Source organism: Pleionea sediminis, from assembly GCF_007570825.1.
GTDB classification, from domain to species: domain Bacteria; phylum Pseudomonadota; class Gammaproteobacteria; order Enterobacterales; family Kangiellaceae; genus Pleionea; species Pleionea sediminis.
Genome location: NZ_SUNB01000004.1, coordinates 104,218 through 122,235 on the forward strand (window position 1 = coordinate 104,218; position 18,018 = coordinate 122,235).

Below are 18,018 nucleotides of genomic sequence, written 5' to 3' on the forward strand. Positions count from 1 at the left end.
CTTAGTGGATCTTTCAGTCTGTTTTTAGGTGATTTACTAACAGAAGAGGGTTTGCTTTAATCTTGTATTGGCGCCTAGGGTAATTATTTGTATAATTTTAAAATTCTGTTCCAAAAACTATTTGCAAATTGATGACTGAGACGCTTGTTCGCAATAAACGATTAGGTATAACTAATTCTTCAGGCCGTCCAATAAATTTATTGATCTCTGGTTTTGGTCATCAGCAGCTCGTTCCGGTTGATGATGTTGTTGCTAAAGTAACTCAGTTACCCGTGAAGCATATCGAAAAAATACAAGTTATTAAGTACGATCCAAATAAAAACATCTCATTTCTTCTTCGACATCAACGAGTTGGTCCTCAGCTTGGAGAATATCTTCTAGGTTACAACAGCATTGTGATTTATCGGTTCACATCGCGATCGGAGTGTTTTCATGTTCTTTTTCATGAAATAGGACATCATGTTTATTTTAAATCAATATCCAGCTTTAAGAAGAAAGAATGGGTGACTCAAGTTTATCGAAGCGAAAACGGTGTTTCAGAACTGGGGCAACGTAACGCGTGTGAAGATTTTGCTGAGGCCTATGCTTTTTATTTGACAAACCCTGAGCATTTAAAATCATTTCCGAGAAAATACGCATTCATAAGGACACTATTTGACTGATATAGAGTTGATTCATGTTAATTTTCACTGGAATTAACGACAGTTTTCTTTAAAATTAGCGCCAAAATGCAGTAGAAAGGTTCAGGGAAGTACGAATGTCTTGGCTTAAATTTTTATTAGTAACGATATTTTTCTTGGGATTAGTCGGTTGTGGCTCAACTTTAAAAAAGGACCTTTCTGTTTTAAATTCGACCAAAGCTTGCTGCGATTCTTTATCTAAAATAACCTACCAACCTATTACGGATCAGAAACTAACCATTGAACTTGGAAAAGGTAAAAAAGTTCGATTATTCAATGATATAAAAAGTTATTTTGCCGCCCTTGAAATAGTTAATGAACCTACAAGTCTCGAAATACAGAGTTATATAACGGGAGGTTGGCTTCCTTCTGCACATATCGTTGTCCCTAAGTTAATTTTATTGGATGAAAAATATAAGATTGTTCGTGAATTAGATTGGACCTATACCTGGGGGAGTGATCCTTGGATTGGAAGTTACATGACCGCCCAGTTAACCTTAATGCCTGATGAGAAGTATTTGATTGTCTATGCTGAGAACAGTAAGCCAAATAAACGTATTGAATTTGTGAACTACAATTCCGGTTTATCACCTGTATATACTGGGTCTGGAACAATATACATTCCGACTTCAGATTCAAAAACTTTTCAGCTGCCACTAGGGCCTACAGGAAGAATCGACATATTGGTTAAGGATAATGAGGGGTAAATTCGTTACTATCGCAAATAAAGTAGTCGTTGCTGTTAGAATTGTATTTAATGTTAACTTTAATTTTCGTTTGTAAGTTGTTATAAATCATAAACTTTAATCTGCATAAAATCCTTCTTTGGTGGAATAATATACAAGATTCTATTTTAGAAAATAAATGTAAAGATTCTGAAAAATTAACCTAGGGACAAGGTAAATCAAGCTATATCAGTTTTAGTTATATAATGGATTCATATTAGTAGAAAATACAATAGATAAAATTCTTTAATATTTACAATTAATTAGAACTATTCATCCTAGTTTTTTAAATTAATATTTGTTAACTGTGTCAACTATCGTCTAATAATATCTCATTCCATCAATTTTGAAAAAAGTTTAGAGCGAATTATTAGATATGTGCAATATTACCGTTAAATACACCAAATACTCATAGAATGAGATTTAGCGTTTCTGTATTATACGCGCTCAATTTCACTGCAATTACGCTCTTGTATAACTCATAGTGAGCGTTAGAGGGGACCTCATAAAATGGAGCATCTTTCAACTGTCGAATTAGTGGCTTGCGGAAATAATGAGTTTAGAAATGAGCGTTACGCTCAAGCTCTAGTTTTCTACAAAGCAGCCAGTATGAAAAAGGATTTTGACACGGTCGATTTTGCTCACCTTGCGCGTACTTATGCCAAACTTGAATTATTTGATCAGGCCAAAGAGGCATTCGAGTTATTTTTGGCTAAATATCCTGATGCCTATATTGAGCGATTTCAATTAGGTCTGGTTCTTAGAGATTTAAATAATGCCGATAACGCAATAGAAATTTTCGATCAGGTTCTTGCTCAAGAGCCTACCTTTGCTCCAGCTTTGTATTATAAATCATTGGTTTGTATAGAAAAAGATGATTTAGAGTCGGCGAAATTCTTACTTTCTGAATTACTTCGTAATACCGAAGACGACAATTTATATGTCAAGCTTACTAATGAGTTGATTGAGTCATTAAATCTCGAAATTAATGTTGAAGCGTCTCCGTCTGAACAATAATAAGAGGAACAGGACATGAGTAGTGTGGAACAAGTAAATCGGCTCGAAAAATTTGCTCAATCAGATCCCGATAATATTTCGTTGGCAAACGATCTGTTAAACGCGTGTATTGCGGCGGGTGAACTTGATAAGGGAATTGAGTTAGCCAGCAATATGCCAACATCAGTTCGGCAAGATCCCAAAGTGGCTTTTGCAGTAGGCATGTTATCTATGGCGAAAGGAAATTATGAGCAAGCCGTTTCAAGTTTTCAAATAACCTACAATTCTCATCCTGAAAATGTCGCAGTGAGTTACAACTATGCTTACGCGTTGTTCGCTTCGCATGAATTTGAAAAAGCTTCAAAAACTTTACTTTTGGTTGAAAACCAATGGCGTGTATTACCAACTCTCAAATTACTTCTTGCTCGATGCTTACACTATTTAGGTGAATTGAAAACTGCTATTCAACATATAGAAGCTTTAGTTCAAGTAGAGCCTACCAATTGGGAAGCGAAAGGTTTATTAAGTTTATTATTATTGGATGATGGACAATATGAAGCAGCTGATCAGGTTGCAAACGAAGTGTTGGGGAATGACGACAAACAATTGGATGCAAGTATCGCACGAAGCTCAGCACTGATCAGTATGAAAGATATAGCTAGTGCAAATGATGCAGTTACCAAAGCATTAGAAGCCCATCCTACGGTAGGTCGACTTTGGAGCAGCAAAGGCCAACTTGATATGCTGTCGCTAGATTTCCAAAAAGCCATTTCATCACTTCATCAAGCAACTAAACACATGCCTGATCATATAGGTACATGGCATTTGCTCGGTTGGACTCAAATGATGACTGACGACCTAAAGAGTGCAAGGGGTAGTTTTGATAAAGCGCTCCAGTTAAATCGAAACTTTGGAGACACTCATGGTGGTTTAGCGGTACTTTCAGTTTTTGAAGGCAATTTAGACTCTGCCAAAGAATCGATGCGTCGTGCGCTTGGTTTAGATAGTGAGTCAATGGCTGGACTTTACGCGAAGGCATTGATTTTAGAAAAAGAAGGAAATGTTGAAGAAAGTAAAGTGATTATGGAAAAGATCATGCAGAGCGATACATCAAAAGGCGCAATGGCGTATTTACCGATGATGAAACAAATGAGAGAAATGGGTTAAATAAATGGAAGGTGATATCCCACTCTTATTGATGTCACAAATGCTAAAAGCGGCGGTTATGATTGCTGCTCCAATACTTGGAGCAAGCCTGGTGGTGGGTTTGATCGTTTCGGTATTTCAGGTTGTTACGCAAATTCAAGAAATGACATTGACTTTTGTACCAAAACTTATAGCGGCAGTCGCCGTTTTGATCATGTTAGGACATTGGATGTTGTCACAGTGGCGGGTCTTCGCTACTGAGTTAATAACTGCCGCAGGGCAGTTTTAAGTCATGTTACTCGAAACTTTATCAATTCGTGTACTTGATGGGCTATTAGTAATGATTCGATTTGCACCATTGTTCTTTAGTAGTTCAATGACGCCTATGGCAAGAATGCCACAGCTTGCAAAGGTTTCCATGATGGTAAGCTTTAGTATTCTTATTGTAACGATTCTACCGGCTGAGAATGATTGGTTTAATGTCTCATTACTAGAGTTTCTATTGGTTGCTGCAAACGAGTTATTTATTGGTGTGATGTTGCTTTTTGGTTTTATAGCCGCGCAGTCTGCCATTATGACGATGGGGCGAATGATAGAGATGCAAATTGGATTTGGTGCAGCGGGGATAATCAATCCATCAACCAGTCAATCCGAGTCTGTGATAGGAACATTATTGACCATGGTTTCGGTTTTCTTGATGTTTTTATTAATGGTTGACCATTCTCTAATAACAAGCTTGTTTACTTCTTTCATTGTAACACCCGTTGGTAATCTACTATACCCAGATGCACTTTCGGTGATGGTACCAAACTTGGCTGCCCAGTTTATACTTGCACTTCTACTTGTACTGCCTGTGTCTCTTGGTTTGTTATGTCTTGACCTTGTCATTGGGTACTTGGCAAAAACAATGCCTCAAATGAATATTTACTTTGTCAGTTTACCGTTAAAAATAGGCGTTGGTTTAGTGGTCTTTTCTCTGGTAGCACCGACAATGATCAACGTGTTTAAGCGTATTTTCGGCACTCTCAATGATTATTGGTTAAATTTTGTAGGTGTCTAATGGCTGAAGAATACGACAAAACTGAAGAAGCGACACCTTTTAAACTAAAGGAAGCTAGAAAAAAAGGGCAGGTAGCCAAATCTATCGAAATTAATGCGTGGGTTGTTTTAGTTAGTTTTACTCTAATTTTTGTGGCGTTTTGGGATCAGGTTTCTTCTGAATTTGCAGAGATGTTTGTTCGCATTTATCGAATAGCAGATCAAATCGTAATGAGCGATTCAACAGTATTTATGCTATTTAATGAGACCACGTCAGCATCATTTAAAATATTTGGTCCTATCATTTTATTGTTGGTTGTTTCAGCTGCTTTGGCAAACATCATTCAAACGAAACCGATTTTTTCTACCCACCCTATAAAACCAGATTTTAGTAAATTAAATCCAGCGAAAGGTTTTAAAAAGCTATTTGATAGAAAAGTTTTGTTCGAGTTGCTCAAGTCCGTTTTAAAGTTGGTAATTTTTGGTGTTGTTGTATACATGGGGATTACGGTATATTTGCCATCGCTTATCGAGATTGGGTATGTCGCTCAAGACTCCATTCATAAACATATAATTTCTACGATATTTGTAGGAATCGTATTCCTGCAAGCTATGATGCTAGTTATTATTTTTATTGACTGGATGTTCTCGAAGAAAAACTTTGCCCGTCAAATGCGAATGAGTAAGCGTGACGTAAAAGATGAACATAAACGTCACGAAGGACACCCAGAAGTTAAAAGTAAGCGGAAAGAAATTCAACGTGAATTATTAAAAAAGTCCACGTCTGTTGGAAAGGTAAAGGATTCAGATGTAATTGTTACTAATCCAACACATTATGCCATCGCTTTAAAGTACGATATGAAAACGATGAGTGCTCCTATCGTTTTGGCTAAAGGTAAAGGGCCTTTAGCTCAAAAAATAAAAGAACAGGGTAGACGTTACTCTAAACCTGTTTTACGTAAGCCGCCATTAGCTCGGCTTTTATATAAAAAAGCTAAGATTGAGGGATTTATTCCTGCTGAATCGTTCACTGAAGTTGCCGAAGTTTACCGTTGGTTGTATAAAATGAAGGACAAGAAGTTACCATGATCACTTTGCTCAATAATTTTAAAAGTGGAAAACATGACTTATTTCTTGTCTTGGGAATGATAGGAATATTGGTTGTATTATTTACGCCGATTCCATCTTACGTATTGGATTTTTTATTAATAACCAACTTCAGTTTCGCTTTGTTGATCTTGCTATTAACTTTTTATACTGAAAAGCCACTTAAGTTTTCAACCTTTCCCAGTCTTTTACTTATTGCGACGTTATTTCGATTATCGCTAAACATTGCAGCAACCCGACTCATTTTGAGTGACGCTGATGCGGGTGAAGTTATTGGTGCTGTCGGTGCTTACGTGGTTGGCGGCAATTATGTTATTGGACTCGTCGTTTTTCTTATATTAATTGTTGTCCAGTATGTTGTTGTAACAAACGGTGCGCAGCGAGTGGCTGAGGTAGCAGCCCGATTTACTTTGGACAGTATGCCCGGTAAACAAATGAGTATCGATGCTGATATGAATATGGGGCTGATTGATGAGATAGAAGCGAAAGAGCGTCGCGCAAATATAGAAAAAGAAGCCAACTTTTATGGTGCAATGGATGGTTCTACTAAATTTGTCAAAGGCGATGCGATAGCTGGAATTATTATCATTCTAATAGATATTATCGGCGGACTATCTATTGGTATCGTACAACATGGAATGTCTTGGGGTGAAGCGTTACACACATTTACTCTGCTAACTGTTGGTGATGGCATTGTTACCCAAATTCCTTCTTTGGTTATTGCAGTTGCGACCGGGATAATAATTACACGAGCGGCGACTGACTCGGAACTTGGAAGTGCTCTTATTCAACAAGTGGCCGCACATCCAAAAACATTAGCTGTTGTTGCAACGGCATTATTTTTAGGGATGTTTCTTCCTGGGCTTCCTGTTTTCCCGATGCTTATCTTATTCACAGTTTTTGCTGTTACGGCGTACTTTTCGTATAAGAAATTGAATCAAGCTGAAGATGAAACAGAATCTGATGACAGCGTCGTAAAAGATAACGAAGAGTCGAATGATATATACGACCTTTTAGAGTCTCATAGTTTGGAAATCAAAGCTGGTCATGATCTGGCAGCATATATTCAACAGGAAGGGGCTTATCTTTTAGAGCAAATAAAAGATGTGAGAAAAAACTTTGCACTTGATTTAGGCTTTGTTATTCCAGAAGTCAAGGTGACAGAGGATGTAAAGCTCAATAATGAAGAGTATAAAATTTGTATACACGATATTCCTGTTAGTAAAGGGCAGCTCTATATTGATAAAATCTTAGCGATAAATCCTGGTGCGGTAAAAGATAAAATTGATGGGATTGAAACAAAAGAACCAGCCTATGGCTTACCTGCCGTTTGGATTGATACAGAGAAACAAGACATAGCGCGTGGTAACGGCTATACCATTGTTGAGCCATCTACATTGTTAATTACACACTTTACTGAGACTCTCAAACGCGAGTCATACAAAATTTTAACGCGTGGAGAAGCGGAAAAATTAGTAGAACGTTTGAAACCTAAACATCAGGGGTTAATAGAAGAATTGATCCCCAATGTTTATACCTACAGTGATATCCAGGCTTTATTGCAAGAGCTTTTAAAGGAGCGCGTCTCGATACGACAAATGGAGCAGATCATGGATGTACTGGCTCAAATGTCTAAGCATAACAGTGGCACTGAAGAGCTAGTGGAAAAAGTCAGACAAAAGCTGGGTGCCTATATTATTGAGAACTTGAAAGACAAGGAAGATGTCCTGAATGTGTTGACATTAAATCCCGAGTTGGAAAGAACGTTAGTACAGCAAGTGAAACAAAATGAAGGACAACGACTTTTATTAGTCGAGCCTCGCATCATGGACTCATTAATGTCAAATGTTGCAAAAAGCTGCGAAAAAATGATGGCTGGGAATAAATTACCTGTAATTATTTGTACTAATCAGCTTAGAAAACCCTTAAAGAATTTTGTAGAGCGAGTGATGCCATCGGTAACCGTTCTAGGTTTGTCCGAAATACCTGAGACTGTACAGATTAAAACATTCGGAAATATCCAAATATAGGTAGCGAATTATGAGTGATGCAATTAAAGCAATTCTACATTCAATTCAAAGCGATATGAAACAAGTTGACGTCATATCGCAAAATGTAGCTAATGCTCAAACACCTGGTTTTCGTGCTGCTAAAACGACAGGCGTTTCCTTTGAACAAGCTCTAAACAGTGGTAGTGAAAAGTTAATTCAACAAACAATGAACCCAACGTCAGGAACTGTAAAAGTAACGGGTAATCCGTTGCATGCAACTGTGCAGGGAGAAGGGTTCTTTGTTGTCGCTCGCTCGCAAGCTAATCTAAAACTCAGTAAAAACCTCCAACTTTCCGTAAATTCCGATAATGAGTTACAAACCCAATCAGGAATTAATTTAGGTATTTATATCGATGGTGATTTGGGTGGTGCAATCGAAATTACCCAAGATGGCAAAGTTAAGCAAGGTAACCAAGAAATTGGAGAGGTAGAGGTTGTCAGCATCAAAGATTACTCAAAGGTTTTGAATGCTTCAGGCTCCATTTTCGAAATTAAAGAAGATTATGTTCAGGAAACAGACGTGAAAGTACTTCATGGCGCTCTAGAACTTTCAAACGTCGATTCGTCTCAAGAAATTATCAAGTTAATGATGCTTTCAAAGCATGTGGAAAGTAATCAGCGTTCACTATTAACGCTCGATCAAATGCTTGACTCCGGAATTAATGAAATAGGAAAACGCTAATGATTAACGCACTTTATATCGCAGAAACTGGCCTTAATGCTCAAAAGTCACTAGTTGATGTTATCTCGAACAATATCGCTAATGTAAACACATCTGGGTTTAAAAAATCAAAAATTGATTTTGTCGATCTAATGTATGGACCGGAAAAACTAGATACTAAAAAGAACACAACAGAATCAAATGATTTAAAAGGCGTTCATATTGCTTCTATTTCACAAGACATGACGGCAGGAAAATTAAAATACACCGAACATCCGTTTGATGTCGCTATACAAGGTGAGGGGATGATTGCAGTTGAGTATGCAGACGGTGAAATTGCATATACACGCATTGGACGATTGAGAGTTGATAATGAAGGCTATTTAAGTACAGCTCAAGGTCATCGGTTAGAAGCGAACATTGGTATTCCACCAGATCTCGATGGCGTTATATTTGCACCTGATGGAATGGTAAAAGGTGTTATTAATGGCGAGTCTGACCTAATTGATTTAGGCCAGATTGATTTGGTTCGATTCAACAACCAGCAGGGCCTAAATGCAGTCGGTGAAGGTCTATATGTCGAAACTGAAGAGTCAGGAACCAATTATGTTGGTCGGCCAGGAGACGAAGGTTTTGGCAAGATATTACAAGGCTACACTGAAGAAAGTAATGTCTCAATGGTTGAAGAAATGGTTAATCTTGTTATTGCTCAACGTGGTTACCAGTTAAATGCACGAGTTATCCAGGTTTCTGATCAATTACTCGAAACAGTAAATAACTTAAGACGGTAAATGACTGATGATTCGTATTTCGTCATTGTTGGTGAGTTTACTTTTAATTGCGCATGCAAATGTTTTGATTGCCAATGAAGTTTCTAGTACTCATAAAGAGTGCTCAGGAACGTTGATCTCTAGTAAACCCGCTTTAATAGAAGAACTTAAAACTTACATTGACGAAAAGTCTCCCAGTGAACTGAATGTTAAAAACATAGAGCTGGTAGGTAATCAAACATTGAGGACCTCGTTTCCAGTTTGCCTGCAAAGCATTTCTGGTTTAAAGCATCAAAAAGTAGGTGCGCGAACGCGTTTGAAAGCGAAATACAATGATTTATCAGGAAAATCTTTTCAAGATTCTTTATGGGTAATCGTCGAGGCGACAAAAAGTATATGGCGCGCAAAGGAAGATATTGAACAATATTCTAATGTGAGTAAAGACCAGTTCTATCGGGATACTGTTAGTTACTTTGAGCGAAGTTTGCAAGGAACTGTCGCAGGAGCGTTTAATGATTCTCGCTTACTGACACCTTTAACAAAGAATCAAGCACTATTTGACAGTCAAATAGTCAGTATAAAGGCTGTAACGACAGGTGACATCATAGATGTTCTACTTGATGGTGATTTTTATCAAATTCAGGCACGGGCCAAAGCATTGAGCTCGGGCAACCAGAATGAAAAAATTACGGCAAAACTTTTAACGTCAAATAAGGAAGTTAAGGTTGTCGTCAAAGATAAGGGGTTAGCTTTATATGATTAAGAATTTATTACTGGCTATGTCAATTATGTCAGTTATTAACGTTTGCAGTGAAGATTTATTCGATGCGAATAATTATAAGAGCTTAACTGAAGACAATAAGGCTTATCGTGTTGGTGATACGGTTACGGTGCTTATTTTTGAAAGAACAACTGCGGAGTCGAGTGCAAATACAGTCGCTGAGAGAGAGTTTAATCTCAAAGGTCAAGCATTCGATAATACCCGTGAAAATGATCTCGGTGTAGGTATCGGCAAAGGTACCGAAGGTGATGCCGTGACTCGAAGAAATGGATTTGTATCAGGAACGATTACTGCATTAGTGACAGAAAAGAGTGACGTTGGCCTACTAAAAATTGAAGGTGTTCAATCTATAGTTCTTAATGGAGAAAAGCAGTCCATTAATATCAAAGGTTATGTAAGGCGAGAAGATATAAACGCGAATAACACCGTTGTTTCTAATCGGCTTACGAATGCTGAAATTGAATTTATTGGGAAAGGTATCGTGTCAGATGCGCAAAAGCCTGGATGGATAGCCACCGTGTTTGAATGGTTAGGAATTATTTAAGATGAAATATTTCAATTTAAATAAGAGCATTTTAGTTTGCTTGATATTGGTTGTTACTACCGCTAACGGTGGTGTTCGACTTAAAGAGCTGGGGCGGTTCGATGGTATTCGAGATAATCAACTTGTTGGTTATGGGTTAGTCGTAGGGCTTGCAGGCACTGGTGATAGTTCGCGGAATAAAACGACCGTTCAATCAATTGCAAATACGGTTAAAAATTTTGGAATTACAATCGATTCTAAAGATGTTCGCTCACGAAATGTAGCAGCGGTTCTGGTTACTGGAACATTACCACCATTCTCTGAAAAAGGAGACACCATCGATATTAAAGTGTCTTCAATTGGAGATGCTCGAAGCTTAGCGGGTGGAACATTAATTATGACTCCTTTACGAGCTCCGAATAACGAAATCTATGCATTGGCACAAGGCCCTTTAAGTGTTGGTGGTTATGCATTCGATTCATTTGATTCTGTGGTTCAAAAAAATCATCCTACCGTTGGTATTGTAAACGATGGTGGGTTAATCGAACGTAGTACCAGAGATTCCTTTTTAAAACATAATCAAATGCAGTTCATTTTGAATGAGCCTGATTTCGAGACAGTATCAAAAATTTCAGAATCTATTAATGGAAAACTTCGTGGTGTTCGAGCTGAGCCTTTACATGCGGGAAAAGTTAATATTCATTTTTCGAACTTATCTATGTCAGAAAAATTCAAATTAATCTCTGCAGTGGAGAATATTGAAGTCATTCCTCAGATTAAAGCTCGTGTTGTTATTAATGAGCGCACAGGAACTATAGTTGCAGGTGGCCAGGTAAAGATTTCTGATGTCACTATTTCACATGGCGATTTAAAGCTCGTAGTCAATACGAAATATCAAGTATCTCAGCCTTTCTTTATTGGCCGTGCAAATAATGGTGTAAATACTCAGGTAATTCCTGATACTGAAATTGAAGTTAAAGAAAAAATAGCTTCTTCTGTCGATGTTGAGAATGGTGCGAATGTCTCAAAGTTGGTCGAGAGTCTTCAGTCTCTCGAAGTGTCTACACGCGATATTATTATTATCTTACAAAGTATTAAACGTGCTGGTGCATTGCACGCCGAACTAATCGTTGAATAAGGAGTTGCAATGGAAATTAATGAGATAACAGCATCGGTTTCGAAAGCATTAACTGCCTTGGAACATATGCAAAGAACGACAGCTTTAAATATTCAAAATGCGGGAAATGATCTTGCTGTTTCACGGAGTTTTGATATTTCCGAAATCTTGTCGGCGGTGAACTCAGCCGAATCCGCAAAGTCTGCAACTGACGTTATGAACATTGTGGAGTCGCGTACCGTTACGACCAATCAAACAGTTCAGTTAGATCAAGAAGTCGTTACTTCTAGTCAGGTTTCTGGAAGATATACGACTTTGATCGAAAGTTATAACCGTCACCTGGCGTTGTACCAGTTGGCATTGGGCAAAGGTAAGTAAGATGGCTGAGTCGATTAGTGAAATTGCCAAATTGGGCATGAATTACCAGATGCTCGTATCTGAAATGGCTTCCAAAAAGATCGCGATGGCTAATGTCCCTGTTTCTCCAGAAGTGGCAAATTCGTCTGAGTTTAAAGCATTGTTGGGTGCATCGGAATCAAATACGGATTCTATGAAAACCAAACAAGTTCATGAGCCAGATAATCCAATGGCTGATGATAAGGGCATGGTAACTTATTTAGATATCGATGTTGCTTCTGAGTTTGTGAAGATGACTTTAGCAAAGCGGGCATATGAAGCCAATATTCGTATTTACAATAATGCGTCCAATATGAAGTCGAAAGCATTAGAAATAGGAAAGTAAAATGATAGAGCCGATCAGCGCGATAAGTGCAATAGGAAATTTAGTTGAGACGTCTAGTGTAACAACTGAAAATAATGTTGGTGAGCTATTCATCGAAAAGTTGAGTGAAGTTGATGAAACGATCAATGCTGCAGAAAGCAATCTCAACGCACTGGCATCGGGTGAAAGTATTTCAACGCATGAGCTTATGCTGTCAATGGAAAAGGCCAAGATGCAACTTGGAATGATAGTTGAAGTAAGAAATAAGCTCGTTGAGGCTTATCAAGAAATCACGAGAATTCAAATTTAGGAAGCTTCATGAGTACTAAAAACGTTACATTAATAAGCTTAATAGCTGCTTTGATTTTGGGCACTGTGTTTGCTTATTGGTATTTTCTGTCCGATCAAAAAGAAACATTAGTGTCTTCGTTGTCTGAAAAACAACAAGAAAGTGTTATTCGCTTTTTAGACAGTCAAGGTGTCGGCTATTCGAGTAATGAAAATGGTGAGATTCTAGTCGATCCTTCCATCATTCCTCTTTTACGAATGGAACTGGCCGAAAAAGGTGTTATTCAATCGGATCGTGTTGGCTTTGAAATCTTTACCGAGTCAGATTATGGAATGACCGAATTTGCACAAAAAGTTAATTTTCAGCGAGCTCTACAAGGCGAACTAGAGAAATCGATTATTACTATTGAAGGAGTTACTTCAGCACGAGTCCATATTGTATTGCCCAAAAAGGGAACTCTATTTAATAAAGATCAAAATGCAGCTGCTTCTGTACTGGTTCACTTAGAACCTGGATTTGCTTTGAATCGATCATCCATTAATGGAATTCAATATTTGGTTTCAAGTGCGGTTGATGAGTTATCTAAAGAAGATGTTACTGTGGTAAATAAAGAAGGAAAAGTTTTATCACAATCCGATGCATTAATGATGGATGAAGATGCCGACAGCTCTTTGAAAGGCGAAATAGAAGAGCTACTGTCACAATGGTTTGACAAAGACTCATTCAAAGTATCTCTTAATGTAGTGACGAATATCGATAAGAGAGAGAAATCAGTTGAGACGGTGTCTCCAGATGGAAAGGTATTTGTTACTTATGCAAAAGAATCTAAATCCGGTGGTTCTGCAAAGGTAAAAGGTGATGCTAACTCGACAACAGAGAAAAAGTATACCTATAGCAAAGAAATTGAAAAAATTGAATTTGCGCGTGGAAAGATTGAACGCATTAACTGCGCAATTATTATTAATGACTCTTTATCTGAAAATCAAAAGCAAGCGATATTTGATTTGGTTGCGGCAGCAATAGGCTATCAAGAAGAGCGAGGAGATACGCTCAAAATTAGTACATCGATTAAAGATATCATGCCTGAGCAACCGCCAAAGTCTGAGCCGGTTTTTGAGACGACCAGCGATAACAATACGCTAGTAATGGAGACTGATACTCCACCGCAAGAGATTCGTTCAGTCGGAATGGAAACGACTGAAGCATTAATTAATGAATATCAAAATTACTTAGTCGCTGTTGTTGCTGCAATTGTAATTATGATTCTGATTATTCTTGGTCAACTTATTGCCGGATTCAGAAGGTCTCGGAATGAGCAAAAAGCAACTTCAGAGTTAAAGAAATGGTTAGAGAGTGCATCATGACTCCAATTACGACACAGAGGTTGAAGGCTATTATTGCTGCTCGCTTATATTTAGGTGATGCAGTGGAGCAAAGTGAGATTGAAAGGCTTTTGAACGAAGAGGAGCTAGGTCATTTCAACATGGTGTTGGCCAACAATGAATTAACTCAATCTCTACGAACTATGAGTATGAAATCAATTTTAGACCTTGTGTCAACAAGCAGTAACAATACGAATTTATCTAATGAAAAAGTAACATCTAATATTTATGAATTATCGGATGTTAAAAGCTCAGACAGTCAGCTAGCTTCAAACACGCTAGAACTCATTAGTCAAATACGAGCAAGGTAAGGCTTAGCATATGTCATCTAATGGTAAACGCATTCTAGATATACCTGGTATGTCAAATGAAGTTTCTATTTCTGAAAAGGAAGCGGTAACTTCAGCGCCAGTGAGAAGTGAACTTGAACTTTTAAAAGAGAAGTTTGAGTCGGAACTGGCGTTAGCTAAGAAAAAGGCATTTGATGAGGGCTATTCTTCAGGAATAGAAGAAGGTAAGAAGCTCGGTGTTGAAGAGTTTCTAGCGAATAATGAATTAGAAGAATCAAATGTTATAAGCAGTTATCAAGAAAAATCGTCTGCTTTGACTGAGGCAATCAGTCAACTCACCGAATATTCATCATCGTTAAAAACTACTATTGAAACTATCAGCCAGTCATCGGATGAACGGGCTATCGCCATCGTTAGTCGTATTATTAAAGATTTGTATCTTGAAAAAGTCTACTCAGAAGAAGCTTTAAAAACTATGGTTGAAGGTGTTGGTAAAGATTTTGGTTTAGAAGGTTCAAGTGTCGTTTTATGCGGGAAAGGCGTGATAGAAAAGGTTGACGATACATCAAAGCTCTTTCAATTAGACTCTCGATTAGGCGAATTTGATATTGAAATTAAGACCGAACACCAGAGCTTTTTAATTAATTATGAAAAGTATCTCAAAGAGTTAGTTCGGATTTTAGGCGGTTAATGATCATGACTAATCTTGACGCTAAATTATCAAACTTACAATTGGTCCGGGAAATTGGTCGAGTTGAGCGATTCGTGGGCACTATTATTGAAGTTTCTGGTCTTTTCGCTAGCGTCGGGGATTTTTGTTCCATTTTAACTAAAAGTGGCCAGCAAATTAATGCTGAAGTGGTAGCGTTTAGAGACAATAAATTGCAACTGATGCCCTATAGTAGAGTAACTGGAATTTCCTTTGGTGATGAGGTTATAAAACATCTGACTCGAGCTGATATACCTGTTTCTGATGGTTTATTAGGCCGAGTTGTTGATCCGTTTATGACGCCTTTGGATAATATTGGCAAAATAGAAGCCGATGACAGAGTACCACTATTTCCAGAAGCCAGTAATCCACTCAACAAGAGTCGAGTTACAAAGCAGTTGCGGACCTCGGTGACCTTACTTGATAGTGCTTTGCCCATCGGTGAAGGACAGCGTGTAGGTATTTTTGCAGGTAGCGGTGTTGGAAAAAGTACGCTGTTTAAAGTTTTAGCGCAAAAAATGGAAGCGGATATACGTATTGTTGTCATGATTGGCGAGCGAGGAAGAGAAGTCGCCGAACTCGTAGAGGATTTCAAAAAATCTGGCGCGATGGATTCTACTATCATTATTGCCGCAAGTGCGGACCAACCCGCCTTAACGCGTTCTCATGCTCTGTTCGCTGCGACTTCAATTGCAGAGTATTTTGCGGCAAAAGATAAAAAAGTTCTTTTACTTGCTGATTCGATCACACGTCATGCATTGGCACAACGTGAAGTGGGATTAGCTGTTGGTGAACCACCTGCACTCCGTGGCTTTCCCCCTTCTGTTTTTGCACAGCTTCCATCGCTTGTAGAACGAGCTGGTAATTTCGAAAAGGGCAGCATTACCGCTATCTACACTGTTTTAGTAGAGGGCGACGATTTAGAAGAACCGGTTTCAGATAATATGCGTGCAATTTTGGATGGCCATATTGTTTTATCAAGAAAACTATCTGATAAAGGTATTTATCCGTCAATTGATATTTTGAAAAGTCGTAGTCGAACTATGGAAAATATGTTCGATAAATTGCAGTCTGGTCAGGCCGAAAAGGTACGTACCATCGTTTCGAATTATGAATCCGTTAAGGATTATATTGAAATTAGTGGTTATAAAACCGGTGTTGATGAAAGCTTAGATAGAAAAGTAAAGGATTATAATAGTTACATCGAGTGGATGACGAAAAACGACGGGTTTTATGAAGGCAACGTAGAGGTGTTGCGATGAGCAAGCTTCAAGAGTTCTTAGAACAGAGTCGAGTTGCTAAAAGTGCTCTTCAATCATTTGACCTTGAAGAGAAACGACTTATGTCACGGCTTTCTGAATTAGAACAGAAATATCAAGAAACCCTGAAGCGACAAGAAAACTCAATGAAAAAGCTAGACGAATTATCTCAATCGATACTTGATGCTGACAGGCAACGCAGTGCATCAGAGATGCAAGCGCTGCAGCTATTATATTCCGATCAATTAACCCACTATCACGACTTAAAACATCAAGTTGGCGAGCTAAACAATCATATTGAAGCTACGAAAACAAATTATGTATCCAACCGAAAAAAAATTGATACTTACTTTGATAAGAAGCGAATCACAGATCGTAAAATTACGCTGCTTCGTGATGAGAAATTTCAGTTAGATAACAGTGCAGCTTTTAATAAAGGTAATGCCAATGTCTGATTTATTATTGTTGCTTCAATCCGGAGCGAGCCAATCAAATACACTGCTAAAGAATGATTTTTCAAATAATGAACAATCGTCGTTTGATTTTTCGAAACTATTTAGTAGTGATTCAAGTGACCTTCAGTCTAACTTTGATCGTGCAAAGCAAGAAGCTGTTGACAGAGAGAAACAGGATGTGGTCACGACAGAGTTGTTTTTGAATGGTCGCAATACGGTTCAAGAAAGTAAAGATAATACTCTAGAGGAAGATATTCAATTTATAGAACAAGTTCGAACTGCTAAAAAGCTAGATCTTTCAAAAAGCTCATTTGAATCATTTATGAATTCAAACTCTACAGAACGTAGATTTTGTGAGAATGTTGAGGCATCATTATCGCCGAAAGTATTAACGATACCTGAAGTATATTACGCATCAATTGCTAGCGGTAAGATGGTATTTTCGAGTCAAGATTATGCATTAAACTTAAACGAAAAGAATACAAGCATTGTAGAAAATGCGGTGAGGTCTGAGCTTGTAAAGGGGAATGCATCTTTTGGACTGAAACAGGGGCCTTCCGTCGTAAACCGAGTAATTAAAAGTGACTTACAGCAGTCTTTAAACAATATTTCTTCTAATGTATATCAATCAAGTACTAACGATGTTTATGCAAAGGATGACGAGCGGCAGCGCTGGGTTCAAAATAACAGTACGCATTACAATATCGATGAGTATCAACGCAGAAACTTAATGATTTTAGAAAATAATCAGCAACTCAAGCTTTACTATAGAGATTATGGCTTTAAAGGCGATTTAAACCAATTAAAGTCAGATCTAACAAATTATTTTTTTAAACAGTCTCCCATTATGTCCATTAAAGTCAATGGCCAAGATATTTTGTAGGTGAAATTATGGAAATCGAAGCAATAGGTCGCCCCAATTCTACGACTGGGAATCAACAACAAACATCCTCTATTTCACAAGAAGAATTTATCGAGCTCTTCTTGGCACAATTGTCTTTCCAGGATCCTTTAGAGCCAATGGATAACAGTGAATTCTTAGCCCAGTTAGCTCAGTTTTCCAGTATTGCACAAATGGCAGAAAATGGAGAAGTACTTGAGAGCATCGCATATATTAATAATGCATCTCAAGGTGCGTCGTTGTTAGACAAAACCGTCGAAGTTCAAACGCCGTCGGGTTTATTATCAATGCAAGTTACAGCTGTGAACTTTACTCAAAGCGGCCTTCGAGTTGAAGGAACAACGTTAAGTGATGGCAGTATTGTTCGAGATATCAAGTTTTCACAGATCGTGAAGATAAATAATAACTAGGAGTGAC

The 18,018-nt window shown here is 37.9% G+C and carries 23 protein-coding genes; all 23 read left to right on the forward strand.

The window, feature by feature from the left end; all coding sequences use genetic code 11:
* The first annotated feature begins 131 nt into the window (after window positions 1-131).
* The 23 genes from FAX86_RS15885 to FAX86_RS15995 all read left to right on the forward strand — a co-directional run bounded on the left by FAX86_RS15885 (window position 132) and on the right by FAX86_RS15995 (window position 18,011).
* Window positions 132-662 carry a hypothetical protein gene (locus tag FAX86_RS15885; RefSeq protein WP_144394456.1) on the forward strand — a complete coding sequence of 177 codons (531 nt, stop codon included), beginning with the start codon at window positions 132-134 and terminating at the stop codon, window positions 660-662.
* Between the two features lie 95 nt (window positions 663-757).
* A complete protein-coding gene (locus FAX86_RS15890; RefSeq protein ID WP_144394457.1) occupies window positions 758-1,387 on the forward strand; it encodes a MalM family protein in 630 nt (209 codons plus the stop codon).
* Between the two features lie 528 nt (window positions 1,388-1,915).
* Window positions 1,916-2,422, forward strand: coding sequence for a tetratricopeptide repeat protein (locus FAX86_RS15895; RefSeq protein ID WP_144394458.1), 507 nt, complete (start codon window positions 1,916-1,918; stop codon window positions 2,420-2,422).
* A 15-nt stretch (window positions 2,423-2,437) separates the two neighbouring features.
* Window positions 2,438-3,568 (forward strand): tetratricopeptide repeat protein, encoded by a 1,131-nt coding sequence (locus tag FAX86_RS15900; RefSeq protein ID WP_144394459.1) that lies wholly within the window; start codon window positions 2,438-2,440, stop codon window positions 3,566-3,568.
* Between the two features lie 4 nt (window positions 3,569-3,572).
* Window positions 3,573-3,836, forward strand: coding sequence for a flagellar biosynthetic protein FliQ (locus tag FAX86_RS15905; protein ID WP_144394460.1), 264 nt, complete (start codon window positions 3,573-3,575; stop codon window positions 3,834-3,836).
* Between the two features lie 3 nt (window positions 3,837-3,839).
* Window positions 3,840-4,607: a flagellar biosynthetic protein FliR gene (locus FAX86_RS15910; protein WP_144394461.1), complete on the forward strand. Its 768-nt coding sequence runs from the start codon at window positions 3,840-3,842 to the stop codon at window positions 4,605-4,607.
* Entirely contained in the window at window positions 4,607-5,674 is a 1,068-nt protein-coding gene (locus FAX86_RS15915; protein ID WP_144394462.1) for an EscU/YscU/HrcU family type III secretion system export apparatus switch protein, read from the forward strand. Before FAX86_RS15910 ends, FAX86_RS15915 begins: the two co-directional genes overlap by 1 nt.
* Window positions 5,671-7,722 carry a flagellar biosynthesis protein FlhA gene (gene flhA / locus FAX86_RS15920; RefSeq protein WP_144394463.1) on the forward strand — a complete coding sequence of 684 codons (2,052 nt, stop codon included), beginning with the start codon at window positions 5,671-5,673 and terminating at the stop codon, window positions 7,720-7,722. The genes FAX86_RS15915 and flhA overlap by 4 nt, the downstream gene beginning before the upstream one ends.
* 10 nt (window positions 7,723-7,732) lie before the next feature.
* Window positions 7,733-8,425: a flagellar basal body rod C-terminal domain-containing protein gene (locus FAX86_RS15925; RefSeq protein ID WP_144394599.1), complete on the forward strand. Its 693-nt coding sequence runs from the start codon at window positions 7,733-7,735 to the stop codon at window positions 8,423-8,425.
* Entirely contained in the window at window positions 8,425-9,195 is a 771-nt protein-coding gene (gene flgG / locus FAX86_RS15930) for a flagellar basal-body rod protein FlgG (RefSeq protein WP_144394464.1), read from the forward strand. The genes FAX86_RS15925 and flgG overlap by 1 nt, the downstream gene beginning before the upstream one ends.
* A 7-nt stretch (window positions 9,196-9,202) precedes the next feature.
* Window positions 9,203-9,937 carry a flagella basal body P-ring formation protein FlgA gene (locus FAX86_RS15935; RefSeq protein WP_144394465.1) on the forward strand — a complete coding sequence of 245 codons (735 nt, stop codon included), beginning with the start codon at window positions 9,203-9,205 and terminating at the stop codon, window positions 9,935-9,937.
* The gene (locus FAX86_RS15940) at window positions 9,930-10,499 is read left to right on the forward strand and encodes a flagellar basal body L-ring protein FlgH (RefSeq protein ID WP_144394466.1); all 570 of its coding nucleotides are present in this window, start codon (window positions 9,930-9,932) and stop codon (window positions 10,497-10,499) included. Before FAX86_RS15935 ends, FAX86_RS15940 begins: the two co-directional genes overlap by 8 nt.
* A 1-nt stretch (window position 10,500) precedes the next feature.
* Window positions 10,501-11,616: a flagellar basal body P-ring protein FlgI gene (locus FAX86_RS15945; protein WP_144394467.1), complete on the forward strand. Its 1,116-nt coding sequence runs from the start codon at window positions 10,501-10,503 to the stop codon at window positions 11,614-11,616.
* Between the two features lie 9 nt (window positions 11,617-11,625).
* Window positions 11,626-11,973, forward strand: coding sequence for a hypothetical protein (locus FAX86_RS15950; protein ID WP_144394468.1), 348 nt, complete (start codon window positions 11,626-11,628; stop codon window positions 11,971-11,973).
* 1 nt (window position 11,974) lies between these two features.
* The gene (locus FAX86_RS15955; protein WP_144394469.1) at window positions 11,975-12,337 is read left to right on the forward strand and encodes a flagellar basal body rod protein FlgC; all 363 of its coding nucleotides are present in this window, start codon (window positions 11,975-11,977) and stop codon (window positions 12,335-12,337) included.
* A gap of 1 nt (window position 12,338) precedes the next feature.
* A complete protein-coding gene (gene fliE / locus FAX86_RS15960) occupies window positions 12,339-12,626 on the forward strand; it encodes a flagellar hook-basal body complex protein FliE (protein WP_144394470.1) in 288 nt (95 codons plus the stop codon).
* A gap of 8 nt (window positions 12,627-12,634) precedes the next feature.
* Window positions 12,635-13,969 (forward strand): flagellar basal-body MS-ring/collar protein FliF, encoded by a 1,335-nt coding sequence (gene fliF / locus FAX86_RS15965; RefSeq protein WP_144394471.1) that lies wholly within the window; start codon window positions 12,635-12,637, stop codon window positions 13,967-13,969.
* Window positions 13,966-14,298 carry a hypothetical protein gene (locus FAX86_RS15970; RefSeq protein WP_144394472.1) on the forward strand — a complete coding sequence of 111 codons (333 nt, stop codon included), beginning with the start codon at window positions 13,966-13,968 and terminating at the stop codon, window positions 14,296-14,298. Before fliF ends, FAX86_RS15970 begins: the two co-directional genes overlap by 4 nt.
* A gap of 10 nt (window positions 14,299-14,308) precedes the next feature.
* On the forward strand, window positions 14,309-14,968 hold the full coding sequence (locus tag FAX86_RS15975) for a hypothetical protein (protein ID WP_144394473.1): 660 nt from the start codon (window positions 14,309-14,311) through the stop codon (window positions 14,966-14,968).
* 5 nt (window positions 14,969-14,973) lie between these two features.
* The gene (locus FAX86_RS15980) at window positions 14,974-16,248 is read left to right on the forward strand and encodes a FliI/YscN family ATPase (RefSeq protein WP_164503620.1); all 1,275 of its coding nucleotides are present in this window, start codon (window positions 14,974-14,976) and stop codon (window positions 16,246-16,248) included.
* Window positions 16,245-16,700: a hypothetical protein gene (locus tag FAX86_RS15985; RefSeq protein ID WP_144394475.1), complete on the forward strand. Its 456-nt coding sequence runs from the start codon at window positions 16,245-16,247 to the stop codon at window positions 16,698-16,700. Before FAX86_RS15980 ends, FAX86_RS15985 begins: the two co-directional genes overlap by 4 nt.
* Entirely contained in the window at window positions 16,693-17,583 is an 891-nt protein-coding gene (locus FAX86_RS15990) for an ADP-ribosyltransferase family protein (RefSeq protein WP_144394476.1), read from the forward strand. Before FAX86_RS15985 ends, FAX86_RS15990 begins: the two co-directional genes overlap by 8 nt.
* Before the next feature lie 8 nt (window positions 17,584-17,591).
* Window positions 17,592-18,011, forward strand: a complete 420-nt coding sequence (locus FAX86_RS15995; RefSeq protein WP_144394477.1) for a flagellar hook assembly protein FlgD — start codon at window positions 17,592-17,594, stop codon at window positions 18,009-18,011.
* Window positions 18,012-18,018: the final 7 nt, after the last annotated feature.

Bases quoted from the DNA above. Each gene is read 5' to 3' on its own strand.
- FAX86_RS15995 (WP_144394477.1), top strand. From the start codon at position 17,592: ATGGAAATCGAAGCAATAGGTCGCCCCAATTCTACGACTGGGAATCAA.
- FAX86_RS15910 (WP_144394461.1), top strand. From the start codon at position 3,840: ATGTTACTCGAAACTTTATCAATTCGTGTACTTGATGGGCTATTAGTA.
- FAX86_RS15890 (WP_144394457.1), top strand. From the start codon at position 758: ATGTCTTGGCTTAAATTTTTATTAGTAACGATATTTTTCTTGGGATTA.
- FAX86_RS15970 (WP_144394472.1), top strand. From the start codon at position 13,966: ATGACTCCAATTACGACACAGAGGTTGAAGGCTATTATTGCTGCTCGC.
- FAX86_RS15975 (WP_144394473.1), top strand. From the start codon at position 14,309: ATGTCATCTAATGGTAAACGCATTCTAGATATACCTGGTATGTCAAAT.
- fliF (WP_144394471.1), top strand. From the start codon at position 12,635: ATGAGTACTAAAAACGTTACATTAATAAGCTTAATAGCTGCTTTGATT.
- flgG (WP_144394464.1), top strand. From the start codon at position 8,425: ATGATTAACGCACTTTATATCGCAGAAACTGGCCTTAATGCTCAAAAG.
- FAX86_RS15990 (WP_144394476.1), top strand. From the start codon at position 16,693: ATGTCTGATTTATTATTGTTGCTTCAATCCGGAGCGAGCCAATCAAAT.
- fliE (WP_144394470.1), top strand. From the start codon at position 12,339: ATGATAGAGCCGATCAGCGCGATAAGTGCAATAGGAAATTTAGTTGAG.
- FAX86_RS15945 (WP_144394467.1), top strand. From the start codon at position 10,501: ATGAAATATTTCAATTTAAATAAGAGCATTTTAGTTTGCTTGATATTG.
- FAX86_RS15925 (WP_144394599.1), top strand. From the start codon at position 7,733: ATGAGTGATGCAATTAAAGCAATTCTACATTCAATTCAAAGCGATATG.
- FAX86_RS15895 (WP_144394458.1), top strand. From the start codon at position 1,916: ATGGAGCATCTTTCAACTGTCGAATTAGTGGCTTGCGGAAATAATGAG.
- FAX86_RS15950 (WP_144394468.1), top strand. From the start codon at position 11,626: ATGGAAATTAATGAGATAACAGCATCGGTTTCGAAAGCATTAACTGCC.
- FAX86_RS15985 (WP_144394475.1), top strand. From the start codon at position 16,245: ATGAGCAAGCTTCAAGAGTTCTTAGAACAGAGTCGAGTTGCTAAAAGT.
- FAX86_RS15935 (WP_144394465.1), top strand. From the start codon at position 9,203: ATGATTCGTATTTCGTCATTGTTGGTGAGTTTACTTTTAATTGCGCAT.
- FAX86_RS15915 (WP_144394462.1), top strand. From the start codon at position 4,607: ATGGCTGAAGAATACGACAAAACTGAAGAAGCGACACCTTTTAAACTA.
- flhA (WP_144394463.1), top strand. From the start codon at position 5,671: ATGATCACTTTGCTCAATAATTTTAAAAGTGGAAAACATGACTTATTT.
- FAX86_RS15905 (WP_144394460.1), top strand. From the start codon at position 3,573: ATGGAAGGTGATATCCCACTCTTATTGATGTCACAAATGCTAAAAGCG.
- FAX86_RS15955 (WP_144394469.1), top strand. From the start codon at position 11,975: ATGGCTGAGTCGATTAGTGAAATTGCCAAATTGGGCATGAATTACCAG.
- FAX86_RS15900 (WP_144394459.1), top strand. From the start codon at position 2,438: ATGAGTAGTGTGGAACAAGTAAATCGGCTCGAAAAATTTGCTCAATCA.
- FAX86_RS15940 (WP_144394466.1), top strand. From the start codon at position 9,930: ATGATTAAGAATTTATTACTGGCTATGTCAATTATGTCAGTTATTAAC.
- FAX86_RS15980 (WP_164503620.1), top strand. From the start codon at position 14,974: ATGACTAATCTTGACGCTAAATTATCAAACTTACAATTGGTCCGGGAA.
- FAX86_RS15885 (WP_144394456.1), top strand. From the start codon at position 132: ATGACTGAGACGCTTGTTCGCAATAAACGATTAGGTATAACTAATTCT.